The organism is Providencia sp. Je.9.19 (assembly GCF_051129765.1).
Classification (GTDB): domain Bacteria; phylum Pseudomonadota; class Gammaproteobacteria; order Enterobacterales; family Enterobacteriaceae; genus Providencia.
This window is the reverse complement of sequence record NZ_JBCPSS010000005.1, coordinates 48,069-62,277: the sequence shown is the minus strand read 5'-3', so window position 1 is coordinate 62,277 and position 14,209 is coordinate 48,069. Positions and strand designations below refer to the sequence as shown.

12 protein-coding genes are annotated in these 14,209 nt (G+C 38.0%); 5 read left to right on the top strand and 7 right to left on the bottom strand.

Going from position 1 to position 14,209, the window contains the following annotated elements; translation table 11 throughout:
- Positions 1–62 precede the first annotated feature (62 nt).
- The 4 genes from AAZR93_RS16570 (at position 63) to AAZR93_RS16555 (ending at position 4,376) form a co-directional block, all read left to right on the top strand.
- The gene (locus tag AAZR93_RS16570; protein WP_434720545.1) at positions 63–704 is read left to right on the top strand and encodes a lysophospholipid acyltransferase family protein; all 642 of its coding nucleotides are present in this window, start codon (positions 63–65) and stop codon (positions 702–704) included.
- Positions 701–1,645 carry a phosphatidate cytidylyltransferase gene (locus tag AAZR93_RS16565; RefSeq protein WP_434720452.1) on the top strand — a complete coding sequence of 315 codons (945 nt, stop codon included), beginning with the start codon at positions 701–703 and terminating at the stop codon, positions 1,643–1,645. Before AAZR93_RS16570 ends, AAZR93_RS16565 begins: the two co-directional genes overlap by 4 nt.
- A 459-nt stretch (positions 1,646–2,104) precedes the next feature.
- Positions 2,105–3,082: a 6-phosphofructokinase gene (pfkA, locus tag AAZR93_RS16560; RefSeq protein WP_294105128.1), complete on the top strand. Its 978-nt coding sequence runs from the start codon at positions 2,105–2,107 to the stop codon at positions 3,080–3,082.
- 283 nt (positions 3,083–3,365) lie between these two features.
- Positions 3,366–4,376 carry a sulfate ABC transporter substrate-binding protein gene (locus tag AAZR93_RS16555; RefSeq protein WP_294105130.1) on the top strand — a complete coding sequence of 337 codons (1,011 nt, stop codon included), beginning with the start codon at positions 3,366–3,368 and terminating at the stop codon, positions 4,374–4,376.
- Positions 4,377–4,605: 229 nt separating this feature from the next.
- Here the strand turns inward: AAZR93_RS16555 and uraH are convergent, their stop codons facing one another.
- From uraH to fpr, 7 genes are all read right to left on the bottom strand, one after another.
- Positions 4,606–5,019: a hydroxyisourate hydrolase gene (uraH, locus tag AAZR93_RS16550; RefSeq protein ID WP_434720451.1), complete on the bottom strand. Its 414-nt coding sequence runs from the start codon at positions 5,017–5,019 to the stop codon at positions 4,606–4,608.
- Positions 5,020–5,226: 207 nt separating this feature from the next.
- The gene (locus AAZR93_RS16545; RefSeq protein WP_294105135.1) at positions 5,227–6,183 is read right to left on the bottom strand and encodes a hypothetical protein; all 957 of its coding nucleotides are present in this window, start codon (positions 6,181–6,183) and stop codon (positions 5,227–5,229) included.
- Positions 6,184–6,338: 155 nt separating this feature from the next.
- The gene (locus AAZR93_RS16540) at positions 6,339–8,219 is read right to left on the bottom strand and encodes a glycoside hydrolase family 3 protein (RefSeq protein ID WP_434720450.1); all 1,881 of its coding nucleotides are present in this window, start codon (positions 8,217–8,219) and stop codon (positions 6,339–6,341) included.
- A 425-nt stretch (positions 8,220–8,644) separates the two neighbouring features.
- On the bottom strand, positions 8,645–9,592 hold the full coding sequence (locus tag AAZR93_RS16535) for an OmpG family monomeric porin (RefSeq protein ID WP_434720449.1): 948 nt from the start codon (positions 9,590–9,592) through the stop codon (positions 8,645–8,647).
- 428 nt (positions 9,593–10,020) lie between these two features.
- On the bottom strand, positions 10,021–10,791 hold the full coding sequence (tpiA, locus tag AAZR93_RS16530) for a triose-phosphate isomerase (RefSeq protein ID WP_434720448.1): 771 nt from the start codon (positions 10,789–10,791) through the stop codon (positions 10,021–10,023).
- 253 nt (positions 10,792–11,044) lie between these two features.
- On the bottom strand, positions 11,045–11,659 hold the full coding sequence (locus tag AAZR93_RS16525; protein ID WP_434720447.1) for a DUF1454 family protein: 615 nt from the start codon (positions 11,657–11,659) through the stop codon (positions 11,045–11,047).
- 194 nt (positions 11,660–11,853) lie between these two features.
- Positions 11,854–12,600, bottom strand: coding sequence for a ferredoxin--NADP(+) reductase (gene fpr / locus AAZR93_RS16520; RefSeq protein WP_434720446.1), 747 nt, complete (start codon positions 12,598–12,600; stop codon positions 11,854–11,856).
- 392 nt (positions 12,601–12,992) lie between these two features.
- Between fpr and emrD the strand changes: the two genes are divergently transcribed.
- Positions 12,993–14,177 carry a multidrug efflux MFS transporter EmrD gene (emrD, locus tag AAZR93_RS16515; protein ID WP_294105156.1) on the top strand — a complete coding sequence of 395 codons (1,185 nt, stop codon included), beginning with the start codon at positions 12,993–12,995 and terminating at the stop codon, positions 14,175–14,177.
- Positions 14,178–14,209: the final 32 nt, after the last annotated feature.

Below are 14,209 nucleotides of genomic sequence, written 5' to 3'. Positions count from 1 at the left end.
CTTCGTGACTGACCATTAATTTTTAGGACGTCACTATGCGAAAGCGATCGCAAGGAAAAATGATGAAAAAAGTACAGCGAGTTTCTCTATTAGCTAAAACAATGGGAATGCTGTTGTCGGGGACCTGCCGTCTATTGACTGGGGTACGTACCCGTTGGGTTGGGTGTCAGCCTACAATGGCTTCTCGAATTTATTATGCAAATCACTCAAGTCACCTTGACGGATTGGTTATTTGGTCAGGATTACCGCCACTTATGCGTCACTTTGTTCATCCCGTTGCTGCTAAAGATTATTGGGATAAAACTCCGTTTCGTCGTTATCTGGTGAATAAGGTTTTTCGTGCTGTTTTGATTGATAGAAAAGGGGACAAACCCGCAACAGGGAATGTGCTAGAGCCATTGGAAGCTGTATTAGAATCGCAACATTCGTTAATTTTATTTCCAGAGGGAACTCGCGGTGATGGCGACGCGTTAAGCGAATTTAAAAGTGGCATTTATCATCTAGCTAAAAAATACCCTCATGTTGAGGTGGTACCTGTGTATTTAGAAAATTTAAATCGAGTATTGCCTAAAGGGTCTAAACTCGTTGTGCCCGTTATTTGCTCTGCGACAGTGGGTCAACCATTGGCACCATTAATGGAAGATGAAAGTAAATCAGATTTTTTGCTGCGTGCCAAAAAAGCCCTTGAGGAATTAATGCCATGAGCCTGTGGGATAGCGAATTATCATTATTATTATCAGGCGTATTTGGCGTACTGATTGTGGCGAGTATCATTGGTGGAATATTGGCTTACCGCTATTCGGGGGAGAGAAGCAACCCAACCATCGATAATTTAAATGCACGAATTCGAGCATGGTGGGTGATGTGTATTATTTGTGTTCTCGCCGTTGTGCTCGGTAATATTGGCGTTGTGGTTTTATTTGCGTTGATTTCATTTTTTGCATTACGTGAATTTATTACCTTAACTCCTACCAGACGTAGTGACCATGAAGCACTATTTTGGTGTTTCTTTGTCTTTATTCCTCTGCAATATGTATTAGTTGGGATTGAATGGTACGGATTATTTTCTATTTTCATTCCGGTCTTCGTATTCTTATTTTTACCGACCCGAATTGCATTGGCTGGGGATACTTTTCATTTTCTTGAGCGTACTGCAAAGATCCAGTGGGGAATGTTGGTAACAGTTTTCTGTTTAAGTCATGTGCCTGCATTATTGATGCTGAATATTCAAGGCTACGAAGGTGAGACGGTTAAATTATTACTCTTTCTTATTGTCGTAACTCAAATTTCAGATGTACTACAGTATGTCTTTGGCAAATTGTTTGGCAAACATCCTATCGTGCCAAAACTGAGTCCAAATAAGACGATAGAAGGTTTCTTGGGTGGGATACTGTCCTCGGTTGCTATTGGTATTTGTTTATATTGGGTGACCCCATTTAGTTGGTGGGTTGCCGGGCTGATGTCTTTAGCGATTACATTGATGGGATTTGTTGGCGGGTTATGTATGTCAGCAATTAAGCGTGATAGTGGTATTAAAGATTTTGGCGCAATTATTGAAGGGCATGGCGGAATGTTAGATAGAATTGATTCTCTGTGTTTTGCTGCGCCGGTATTTTTCCATTTGACTCGTTACTTTTATACTTAATTCATCATGATGATGATTTTATTTGAAAAGCACCGTTAAGGTGCTTTTTTGTTTGATGGATACAGCGCTAGATTAAGTTCGATGTTATCATTGTCACTTAATTTTTGTTTCGAACTAAGGCGACAATCGGTATATTGAACCCGCGTTTTAAGGGGATTGTTTTAACGCATTATTTTCCAAGTCATGGGTTCATGAGCTAGTATTATGTTATTGAATACATAATTTTGTCTGTTTGTCGGGATATCTTCGCTTGCTGTTTATATGTACTTTGAATTATTTTGAGTATAAAGCTGAAAATCTTGATTGAAAGCAGATGCATAATCCTGTCTTTACCGTATTATGTCAGTAGGTGAATCAATTCAGCTTTGGCGATTTACAATAGGATTAAGTTTAGAATAACTGAGTAAGTCGTATCCTTTTTATAGATTTGCAATTTATATTCATTAATCAGAGGTCATCATGGTCAAACAGATTAAAAGAATCGGGGTTTTAACGAGTGGTGGTGATGCACCAGGTATGAACGCTGCAATTCGTGGTGTTGTACGTGCTGCACTAGGTGAAGGCTTAGAAGTCATGGGTATTTACGATGGATACCTAGGCTTATATGAAAACCGTATGAAGCAATTAGACCGATACAGTGTGTCGGATATGATTAACCGCGGTGGTACTTTCTTAGGATCTGCTCGTTTCCCGCAATTCCGTGATGAAAAAGTTCGCGCCATTGCCGTTGATAACTTGAAGAAAAATCATATTGATGCGCTGGTGGTTATTGGTGGTGATGGTTCTTATTTAGGAGCTAAAGCACTAACAGAAGCAGGTTTTCCATGTGTAGGTTTGCCGGGCACTATTGATAACGATGTGGCGGGAACAGACTATACCATTGGTTATTTCACGGCATTAGAAACGGTTGTTGAAGCGATTGACCGTTTGCGTGATACCTCAACTTCTCACAAACGTATTTCAATCGTTGAAGTGATGGGGCGTTATTGTGGTGATTTGACCCTATCTGCGGCAATTGCGGGTGGCTGTGAGTTCTTAGTTTTGCCAGAGCAAGAAATGGCGTTTGATCGTGAAGAGCTGCTGTCAGAAATTAAACGCGGTATTGAAAAAGGTAAACGCCACGCCATTGTTGCGATTACTGAGCATGTTTGTGATGTTGCAGAATTGGCAAGATATATTGAAGAGCAAACCCGCCATGAAACCCGTGCTACCGTGTTAGGCCACATTCAACGCGGTGGTTCGCCGGTTGCTTATGACCGTATATTGGCTTCGCGTATGGGGGCTTATTCAATCCAATTGCTACTTGAAGGCTATGGTGGCCGTTGTGTCGGTATCCAAAATGAAAAATTAATTCACCATGATATTATTGATGCCGTTATGAACATGAAACGCGTCTTTAAGAAAGATTGGTTCGATACAGCGAAAAAACTGTACTAATTTTTGCCTCTGTTATTGCAAATCAGTTTTATGTACTTCGAGCTATAGCATTGTTGGCTTCATACGCCGCCTTGCTGTAGTTCGAATGTTTTAGTCTATCTTCAAATCATTTTTATATTCATATCGCTCTTCGGTTCAAACTTATTTGCCTCCTTTATGTGTTCATATATTCCCCAAATGCATAAGTTTAACTTTTTAATTATTTCCCGTTATCGATACTATCTGTCAGCCTGACCTTGTAATTAATTCGATGAGGGATGGCACAATGGTACATTTATGGCAGATGAAAAAATTTCAATTAACCACCGCATTACTATTCATACTCACCGCAATGGTTTTGGCAACAAGTGCATGGGCGAAGGATATTCAGTTATTAAATGTGTCATATGATCCGACGCGAGAGTTTTATCAGCAATATAATCAAGCCTTTAGTGAATACTGGAAAGCAAAAACTGGCGATACAGTTACTGTGCGCCAATCTCATGGTGGTTCCGGTAAACAAGCAACTTCAGTGATTAATGGGTTAGAAGCTGATGTGGTCACATTAGCATTAGCTTATGACGTAGATGCTATCGCTAAGAGTGGCCGAATAGAACGAGATTGGAGAAGTAAGTTAAGCGATAATTCAGCACCTTACACTTCAACAATTGTATTTCTAGTACGTAAAGGTAACCCTAAAAATATCCGCGATTGGGATGATTTAATTCGTAAAGATGTTTCTGTCGTGACGCCAAATCCGAAAACATCAGGGGGTGCACGTTGGAATTATTTAGCCGCTTGGGGTTATGCATTAGATAAAAATAACCAAGACACTGAAAAAACAAAACAGTTTGTGAAAGAGCTTTATCAAAATGTGGAAGTTCTCGACTCAGGAGCTCGTGGTGCGACGAATAGCTTTGTTGAGCGTGGTATCGGCGATGTTTTAATTGCTTGGGAAAATGAAGCGTTGTTAGCAACGAGTCAGTTAGATACGAAAGATGAATTTGAAATTGTGACTCCAAGTATTTCAATTTTAGCGGAGCCATCAGTAGCAATAGTGGATAAAACGGTCGATAAACGTGATCACCGAGAGGTCGCAAAAGCCTATCTTAAATACTTATATTCAGCAGACGGGCAAGAAATTGCGGCTAAAAACTTTTATCGACCGCGTAATCCAGCCATTGCGGCAAAGTATCAACATCAATTCCCACAGCTAGCATTGCTGACTATTGATAAAAACTTTGGTGGTTGGACAGAAGCCCAGAAAACGCATTTTGCGAATGGGGGAGTGTTTGACGATATTATTCGTCGTTAATCTCGAATACTCGTCATACTTCGAGTTACAGCGTTGTTGGCTTCATTCGCTAACTTTAGTCACATACTTATGTATGCTCCTAAAGGTTAGCTCACTAGCCGCCTAGCTGTAATTCGAATTATTTAGAGTATTACTGAGTTTTGTTTAGAGTATTTGTTGGTTGGATAGCGCCTCACCGGAGAGGGATCGGTTGGGCGCTGTTTTACGAATTTATTGCCTGTTAATGAGATTAACTACCTCGATAAGTCGAATATCCATATTGGCTTAGTAATAATGGAATATGGTAGTGCTGCTCAGGATCGCTAATATTAAATTCAACTGGAATTTCTGGGAAAAAGCTACTTTGATTATTGTCAGCAAAATATTTTCCTGTTTTGAACGTGACTCTATAATCGCCGATTTCAGTTTTTACATTATCAGGCCATAATTTTTTTACTCGGCCATCTTGATCTGTTTTTTCAGAATTTAGAATTTTCCAATTATTAGCTTGTTTCTGTTCTAACGTAACTTCAACACCGGGGGCTGGTTTCCCTGTTTGTTGGTTTAATATGTGAACGCTTAAGCTATCTGCTGCTAGGGCGAGAGCGGGAACAGTGACGGCTGATAATATAATGGCAGAGAGTAGATGTTTTTTAAAATTCATGTTGATATGTCCTTTTATAATAACTGTTTGATAATGCATTCGATTTGCATTTATTCTATAAAAGGATTTATAAAATAGCCTGACAGCTCTATTACAATTTAGTCATGTTATTTTTAAAATCTAATAAATATAAAAGTCACACCAGAATATACAGACTGTAGTGTGACTTCGTGATTACTTTAAATTAGGCCGTGGCATAATTATTTTTTATTGCCAAGTGTATTTCACACCTAACTGTCCGAGATAGAAAGTTTGACGGTTATTGCTACCAGACGTGATACCTGCATTTTTTGGATTTTCCCAAGTACTTGGCTCAACCGCAAATCCGCCCCACAGTGTGAGTTTTGGTGTTAGGTTATAGAATACTTGAGTTCCTACGCGGTAACCGTCTTTTACTTTTTGTGTTGTGCGTTGGTTACTGTCGTAGTTGTGCTCATTTAAGTAGTAGCGGAAATAAGGCATTACACTCCAATCTTGATTGAGGGTAATTGGAAAGTAACCACGAATTTGGTTTTGTTCCCATGTCTTATTAAAGTCTTTATCCCAAGTCCAGTCGGTATACATATATAATTTAGCTGTTGCTGAATCATTTACTTTATACACTATACCGTGCTCAGATTCCCATTCGTAGCTGTTTGCGGCATGAAAATTGTCATAATGATAGAATGCATCCCAGAAGTTAAAGGCCCATTTATCATTAAAATTATAAGTACCGCTAGGCATTAGCCAAAAGAGTGTATTTGATGGACGCGCTTGAGTTCCAGGTGCAGAGTCATTGGATTCTTTACGGTAAGTCACGTTAAGATTAAATTGCCCAAGGTCACTTGAATACATTTTGCGTGTTGCCCCAATTTGGGTACGGTTACGAATAAATGAATCTTTCGACGTTGAAAAATTATGGTTGTAGCTTCTCAATGATTCTTTATGTTCAAGGAAGAAACTCCATTTAGATTCAGGATTGGATAAAAATAGTTGTCCAATCATGGTGGTTTTATCATAAACCTTACGATCTTTAGAGTTGTGGTGGCCTTCGAATTTTTCTAATTCCATATAGACGTTAGACGAAATACGCCAGTAGTCATTATTGACTTGGTCCGCAGCAAAAGCAGATGTCGCAAGCCCAGTAGCAGTGAGGAAAAGTAAACCATTCAGTGAAGTTTTCATAATAACCCTTTAATTTTAATTACTTATATACATTTATTTTTATGAGACATCTTTTTTAAGGATGTCAGAACCAGTCCTTTATACCGGTTGAGGTATAAAGGCTGATTAATGCTTATTTTTATGAGTACGTATTATTAATGTAGAGCGTTGAAGAATTACTGGGCGGTGTTGTATGTTTCACCGTGGCCATAAGGGAACAATATTTTGTCGCTTTTAGGGTTTTTGATATTAACCGGAAGCAATCCTTTTGGTGGATTGAGTGGTTGTGCGTTGTTATCAGCAAATAAAGTGCGTAAGCCGCTGCGAATATTAGTTTCCAGTGAGTTACGATTGTTATTCGTGACATCAAAACCTGTAATACCATAGATGGCAATATTGGCTTTTACGTCGTTCAAATAAGCAATGTCATACGGATTGCGTGATGAAATAACCACTAATGGTGTTTTACTCGCATTCGCTTCGTCAATAATGAGTTGCGCATTTGCGGGTGTATCTTTGAGGTTATAAGTCGTCAGTAGGATTAAATCTTGGCCTTTGACTAATTTTTTTACATCACTTTTAGTCAGCGTGTTTTCGTTCAGTTTTACAACGAGTTCACTACTTTGAATATTGACGTTAGTTTCGTTAGCAATATCGTTTAGATGTTTCTGAATTAATGTATTACGTGGGCTTTCATCTGAAATAACTAAAATATTATTTTGTGATTTCAATTGGTAAGGCAGTACTTTTTCATTTTTAATCAGTGTAACCGCTTGCTCCGAAACCATATTTTCGAGATCTTTATGACTTTTTGAGGCAACAACTTGTTGTGCGGTATTTAAATCAATAGGCTGAGCCGTAATTTCTTGCTGAAGTTTTTTCAATACCACTCGTTTTGCCGATTCATCAATGCGTTTTTTCAGCTCAGGATTTTTTTCAGCTTGTTCTTCTAGGTGGCGATACATGTTATCAAGGCGTGTTACCGCTGCGCTATCCCACATTTTTATTGGCATAAGGACAATATCAGAGCCAGCAAGCAAAGAGGTTTCGACAGCCCAGTTCATATCAAAATTATCGGCAATGGCACCCATATCCATGGCATCGGTAACAATCAAACCATCGTATTTGAGTTCTTCGCGTAAAATATCATGCAAAATAGGTTTTGAAAGCGTGGCGGGCGTGCCGACTTCTTTACCGGTAAGTGTTTTGATTTTATGGTTATCAAGGGCTGGAACAATAATATGCGCAGTCATGACCGCATCAGCACCATGGGCCAAAGCATATTTAAATGGTGGTAACTCGGTTGAACGCCAGGTTTTTGCATCAGAGTTGACAACCGGTAAGTCAACATGTGAGTCGGAAGAGACATTTCCATGTCCTGGGAAATGTTTTAATGACGTCAATAAATTGTATTTATGAATACCTTTGATGTAATTGACTGATAGCTGTTCCACTAAAGATTTGTTATCGGAATATGAACGTACGCCAATAACAGGATTATTTTGGTTGTTATTTACATCAACAACTGGGCCGAAGTTGATATTGAAGCCTAGACTTGACAGCTCGTATCCGTGGATCATACCGGTTAACTCTGCCAGTGCGGGGTTACGTGTTGCGCCTAGCGCCATATTACCGGGCATTTCAGTTCCAACGCGAAGGCGTGTGACATAGCCCCCTTCTTGGTCAGTACCAATGAATAACGGAAGGTTACTACGAGAAGATTGGAGCTTATTGATTAAATCGACCGTCTGTGGCGTATCAATGAGATTTTCACGAAATAGGATTACTGATCCTAAATGGTACTGATTGATAACATTAGATACTTCATCATTCATTGCTAGGAATGGTACGGGTTCACCATTCTTATCTTTATTCCAATATCTGAAATCTAACATGAATAGTTGGCCAATTTTTTCAGCCTCAGACATGTTTTTCACAATTTCTTCAGCTGATTTTTGTTTATCTTTCCATAAATCATCCAACTGTGCTTGCGTCATCGGTTCTGCTATCGACATCGCACTAAAAATACAGGCAGAAAGTAAGGCGAGTTTTTTCATTTTATTATTCCTTAGTTATTTTTCGATGGATAATAAGTAGCCGCTATTATTTATGATGTGAGATAAATCACAGTTAAAGTTATTCTCAAATTGAGATTTATAAGAATAGAACCTAGTCTGATGAATTATGATGACTTAATTATTTGATTGATTTATATGATAATTATATAAGTGAATAATTGATTTATATATGGAATAATTTCACTTTGGAATTATCTTATTATGTGATCTCCGCTGAATAAATAGTTGAATAAATTATTCGTCTAATTAAAGGATTAAACTTTTGTTTTTATACTGCTGAAATAACTAAGAGTGATTTTTGTGTCATATAAAACAGATGAAAATAGTGATAAATACGAAAGTCACATTTAGTGGCCATGTGACTTGTTTTTTATCTTAAATTAAGAAAATGATAAATCATTTATTTATTGCCATTGATATTGCACACCGAGTTGGCTGAGGTAATAGGTTTGTTTATTATTATTTCCTGAGGTTATTTTATTATATTTCGCATATTGCCAATTTGTGGGTTCAATGGCAAAACCACTCCATAGTATTAATTTAGGTGTGATGTTGTATTCGATTTTTGCACCTAATCGATAACCCTTTTTGATTTTTTGAGTGAGAACTTGCGTACTGTTATAGGCATGCTCGCTTAAGTAGTAGCGAAAATAAGGAAAAATACGCCAATTTTGATTAATGGTAATTGGAAGTTCGCCGCGAATTTGGTCTTGTGAAAAAGTATTTGTGAAACCGCTCGCCCAAACTCTGTCATGGTATAACGAGAGTATTCCCCTTATTTTAGGAGCGTATTGATAAACAATACTATATTGGGCTTCCCATTCGTGATTATTTGAACGGTGATAATTACTGTAATAATAAAAAGCAGTCCAAAAATCCAAAGACCATTTTTCATTAAATTGATAACTTGCTGCTGGCATCAACCAATATAAGCTATGAGAGTAATGAGCTAAGGTATTTGGGGAGGAATCATTAGATTCTTTTCGATAAGTGAAATTGAGGCTAAGTTGTGACGTCTCATTTTGGACTAATTGATATGTGCTACCGAATTGTGTGCGGTTACGAATATAAGATCCTCGAGACATTGAAAAATTGCGGCCGTAATTTCTAAGGGACTCTCGGTGTTCAAGTGCGAATCGCCAATTAGATTCAGGATTTCTAAGGTTTAACTCACCAATCATACTGACTTTATCGAAAACTTTATTCTTAAAGGCGTCTCGTTGTCCTTGGTATTCTTCAATCTCGATATAGGTATCGGTGTTTATTCGCCAAAAATCGTTATTCAATTGAGAGATAGTGATGGGGGGAAAGAGGGTAATGATAGCTAAAATGAGACTCTTTATATATTTCATAATCATCCTTGTTAAAATACTGAGTTAATCATCATTGATTGTTATTAAAGGTTGTCTGTGTTGAATGTTTTCAACATCGATTTAATGTTAAGCCTTAAATGATGTCCACAATTCTTGTCTATAGGTAGAACAGGAATAATTTAGGAAATAATAGAAATTAAAAACAACTATATTGGTGAATTAAAATTAAATTTTGCTAGGAATAGAGGATAAGAATAGAGAATAATTTACATCTAATTATTTTCATTTTTGTGATAAGGATTGGTATTTTATTTATGAGTATCTTTGACTGTTTTTTATTTTAATTATTTGATTTTACTTAATATTAGATTGAAATAGATAATAATTAGGTTGGTTTTTAATGGTATTAATTAAACAATTAACCGCCATGACTGACGGCTAATTGTTGATGCGTGTTATCTAAGCAATTATTTTGCTTTTTTTGCTTCAGCGGCTGCTTTGACAATCACGGCGAAAGCATCTGCTTTCAATGATGCGCCACCGACTAAAGCGCCATCGATATCAGGCTGAGTGAATAGCTCAGCAGCGTTACTTGCATTAACTGAACCACCATATTGAATGATGACTTGTTCTGCAACTGCCGCATCTTTTTTCGCAATATGAGTACGAATAAATTTATGGATAGCTTGAGCTTGTGCTGGGGTTGCTGATTTACCTGTACCGATAGCCCAGATTGGTTCATAAGCGATAACTGCACCTTGGAATGCTTCAGCACCTAATAAATTTAGGACAGCATCGATTTGGCGAGAACAAACTTCTTCAGTTTTGCCTGCTTCGTTTTCAGCTTCAGTTTCACCGATACACAGCACAGGAATCAAACCTTGTTCTTTTAATACCGCGAATTTTTTAGCAACGAATTCATCGCTTTCATTATGGTAGGTACGACGTTCGGAGTGACCAATAATGATATATTTAGCACCAATATCTTTAAGCATTTCAGCTGACGTTTCGCCAGTAAATGCACCTGATAAGTTCACATCTACGTTTTGTGCACCTAATACAATACGGCTACCAGCAACGGCGTGTTTTGCTTGGTTTAAGTAGATAGTTGGTGGTGCAATTGCTACATCACAACCATCAACACTGCTAAGTTCTTTGCGCAGGCCTGCGATTAGATCAATGACCATTTGGGTGCTGCCGTTTAGTTTCCAGTTACCCATTACTAAAGGATGTCGCATGTTGTTTCCTCCAACCTGAGATTTAAATGATTAATCAGTAAGTTATATATTATGCAGTTGTTGTTTTTCGCATAATAAGACAAATTTTTTCACCATCACTGCATATCCTAACTTATTTAAGATATCTGATTGTTAGATAATGATAGTAATCAGATATTTCTAAGTAAGATAATTATAGGCATTATAAAAACAATACTTAGGAATAGCTTTGCTTTTCATCATGCATGTCCTAAGCATTGTGATCATTATCAGTTTAGGGTGCTTGTTGCTCTAGCTTAATCGGTTCAACAGCAAAAGTAAGCACATTATTATCACTTTTTACTAAAATATAGCGCAAAGTGCCCAATCTGGCTTCTTCAGCTCGATTTGGGTTTTTATCGGTCATGAATTTAGTGAGTGCAGCGGTTAATTCAGGTGCTTTATCCAAAGAAGCATTAGGATCAAATTGATTAATAAAGGCAATAATATAGCGTTCCATCAGCTGCTGGCTTTCTTGGGATTCTTTTTCGTTAGAGCTTGGGAGCAGGGTGATTTGTAGGCTCTTTATTTTTTCACTACCCCGCTCTAAAACAGCAGATGAATATATTTGTTGGTTAATACGGGATGCTGCACGAATATAGGGTGCTGAAATATCCTGACTCGCAATTACTTTATATTCATGTAGATACAAATCTGGATTATGTTGATTAAACTGAGTACGCAGCTGAGGGATTGTGAGATCAAATGAAGGCGCATCAGGTGCTAAATAAGCCACTTCAAAGTCAGTGTCCGGTAAGGTGGGAACTTTTTGGGCTAATGCCGTTTGGGACAAACTAAGTGCATAAATAGCGATGATAATTTGAATTGAACGAAATATCGGTTGCGTCATTTTTCTTCACTCATTCTTTGGATGCTCTTATTGTATCAGGATTAGGTGCAATGACATCATTATTGGTTTTTTTCATTTTAAGGTTATACGAGTTATTGCCCATATTTTAGATAAAATATCCGCTTCCTCAGTTTGAAGTATTTAAAACAGGTAAAGAAGCGGTAAAATCATATTATTATTTTGAGTTTTAAAGTTTACCAATATTGCTCGCTAGAAATATGACCTGGTTTGCGGCGTAAATGTTTAACCATTCCATGGCTATTTTTCAGCATATCGCGCGTATCTCGTACCATTTCAGGATTACCACACAACATCACATGGCAGGTATCAGGACTTAGTGGTATACCGACAGCCTCTTCAAGCGCATGATTTTCGATTAATGTAGGTACTCGACCCTGTAATGAGCCTTCGGCATGTTCACGACTGACAACGGTGACGATTTGCAGTTTCCCTTGATATTGCTGTTCTAGCTTCTTCATCAGTGGCAAATAGCTAAGATCTCTGTGGTAGCGAACTGCATGAAGTAACACTATGTTTTTAAAACGTTCTAGTCCTTTGCCTTCTTGTAATATCGAAAGAAATGGCCCGATTGCCGTCCCTGTAGATAGCATCCAGAGGTTTTGACATTCAGGTATTTCATCTAAGACAAAAAATCCTGTTGCTTCATCGGTTATTTGTAATTCGTCACCAGGTTGTAGTTGTGCAAGTTTTGGACTCAATTTTCCATTGGGAACAATAACAAAATAGAACTCGAGTTGATTATCACTCGGTGCATTGACGTAAGAATATGCACGCTGAATACGTTCTCCATCAATTTCAAGTGCGAGCTTGGCATATTGTCCTGCAGTAAACGGTTTAATTGGTGCATTGATCACCAAACTAAATAATGATTCTGTCCAAAACTTTGCTTCTACAACATTCCCAGTAACCCAATTAGCCATAAATATGTACCTTTTGTTATTTCTATAGCGATGTGCTTATTAGGATTTAATACTAGAACAGATCATTATTTGTTCTTATCGATAATGTGGTTCAGTGATTTATTCTTAGAAATAGAGAGTTGGCAATGTCAATGTACACTTATGTTGACATAAGCGGCGAATGTGGCTGCCATTCATAGATAAACTAAAATGATGTACTGGCTCGAAAAAATATTATTTTTTGTTATCTTAGTCACATTAGAACAAGGTTTATGTTTCATTGCTTTTTATGCCAACTTTGAAACAAGAATTTATTATTCAGTATTTAATTTTTAAACTCCGCCCTGTGTTATTAAATTTTAATAATGCAGAGCTTGTGTGTGCATAGAATTGACTATTTTTTTGAGAAGAAAATGAGAAAACTGGAACATTTTAATCTGTTGTTGATGCTAATTGCTTTAGCTGCTGTCGGGCAGATGACTCAAACTATTTATGTCCCTGTTATAGCTGAGATAGCAGTTTATTTTAATGAACCTTCGGGTGCTGTGCAGCAAGTTATGGCTGCGTATTTATTTTCTTATGGCTTTTCACAGCTATTATATGGACCACTTTCAGATCAGATTGGTCGCAAACCCGTAATTTTAGCAGGATTGACCATTTTTCTGTTATCAACAGTTATCGCAGTTTTCTCACCAACACTTGAGGTGTTGACTATTGCCAGTGGCTTACAAGGGCTAGGTACGGGAGTGGCTGGCGTTATGGCAAGAACCATGCCTCGTGATCTGTATAAAGGTACTGCATTGCGTTATGCCAATAGCTTATTAAATATGGGCATACTGGTCAGCCCGTTATTAGCCCCTATGTTTGGTGGAATATTGGCGCATTTTTGGGGATGGCATGCTTGCTATATCTTCCTGTTTATCTTAGGTGCATCAGTGCTATTAAGTATGTATCACTGGTTACCAGAAACGCGCCCAGTTTCCCCTGAAAAACGTAAAATGGTCGCGTCATATGTTCAGTTGCTTTCTAATGGTCCATTTTTGTCCTATTTAGCGATGTTAATTGGTGCATTAGCCGGAATTGCGGTCTTTGAAGCCAGTAGCGGTGTTTTAATGGGCGGCGTTTTAGGGCTTAGCAGTATTACTGTGAGTATTTTATTTATTTTACCAATTCCAGCTGCCTTTTTTGGTGCTTGGTATGCAGGACGTGAAGGTAAAAGCTTTTATTCACTAATGTGGCATTCCGTTATTATTTGCTTATTAGCTGGCATATTAATGTGGATACCAAGCTGGTTCGGTGTGATGAACACTTGGACATTGCTAATACCTGCCGCCATCTTTTTCTTTGGTGCGGGTATGCTATTTCCGCTTGCGACTACTGGCGCAATGGAGCCTTTCCCTTATCTTGCTGGGGCGGCAGGTGCTTTAGTCGGTGGTTTGCAAAATGTGGGCTCAGGTATAGCAACATGGATTTCATCCCATATGCCACAAAATGGCCAATTTAGCTTAGGCTTATTAATGTTTTTGATGTCAATCATGGTGTTACTGTGTTGGTTGCCTTTGGCTCATAAAATGAACCAAACCGAAAGTACAGTTTAGCTTTTAAATACAGGCGGTATGGTTACCGCCTG

What these genes read in the sequence shown, in the direction of transcription:
- AAZR93_RS16570 (WP_434720545.1), top strand. Translation starts at nt 63, where the DNA reads ATGAAAAAAGTACAGCGAGTTTCTCTATTAGCTAAAACAATGGGAATG.
- AAZR93_RS16565 (WP_434720452.1), top strand. Translation starts at nt 701, where the DNA reads ATGAGCCTGTGGGATAGCGAATTATCATTATTATTATCAGGCGTATTT.
- pfkA (WP_294105128.1), top strand. Translation starts at nt 2,105, where the DNA reads ATGGTCAAACAGATTAAAAGAATCGGGGTTTTAACGAGTGGTGGTGAT.
- AAZR93_RS16555 (WP_294105130.1), top strand. Translation starts at nt 3,366, where the DNA reads ATGAAAAAATTTCAATTAACCACCGCATTACTATTCATACTCACCGCA.
- uraH (WP_434720451.1), bottom strand. Translation starts at nt 5,019, where the DNA reads ATGAATTTTAAAAAACATCTACTCTCTGCCATTATATTATCAGCCGTC.
- AAZR93_RS16545 (WP_294105135.1), bottom strand. Translation starts at nt 6,183, where the DNA reads ATGAAAACTTCACTGAATGGTTTACTTTTCCTCACTGCTACTGGGCTT.
- AAZR93_RS16540 (WP_434720450.1), bottom strand. Translation starts at nt 8,219, where the DNA reads ATGAAAAAACTCGCCTTACTTTCTGCCTGTATTTTTAGTGCGATGTCG.
- AAZR93_RS16535 (WP_434720449.1), bottom strand. Translation starts at nt 9,592, where the DNA reads ATGAAATATATAAAGAGTCTCATTTTAGCTATCATTACCCTCTTTCCC.
- tpiA (WP_434720448.1), bottom strand. Translation starts at nt 10,791, where the DNA reads ATGCGACATCCTTTAGTAATGGGTAACTGGAAACTAAACGGCAGCACC.
- AAZR93_RS16525 (WP_434720447.1), bottom strand. Translation starts at nt 11,659, where the DNA reads ATGACGCAACCGATATTTCGTTCAATTCAAATTATCATCGCTATTTAT.
- fpr (WP_434720446.1), bottom strand. Translation starts at nt 12,600, where the DNA reads ATGGCTAATTGGGTTACTGGGAATGTTGTAGAAGCAAAGTTTTGGACA.
- emrD (WP_294105156.1), top strand. Translation starts at nt 12,993, where the DNA reads ATGAGAAAACTGGAACATTTTAATCTGTTGTTGATGCTAATTGCTTTA.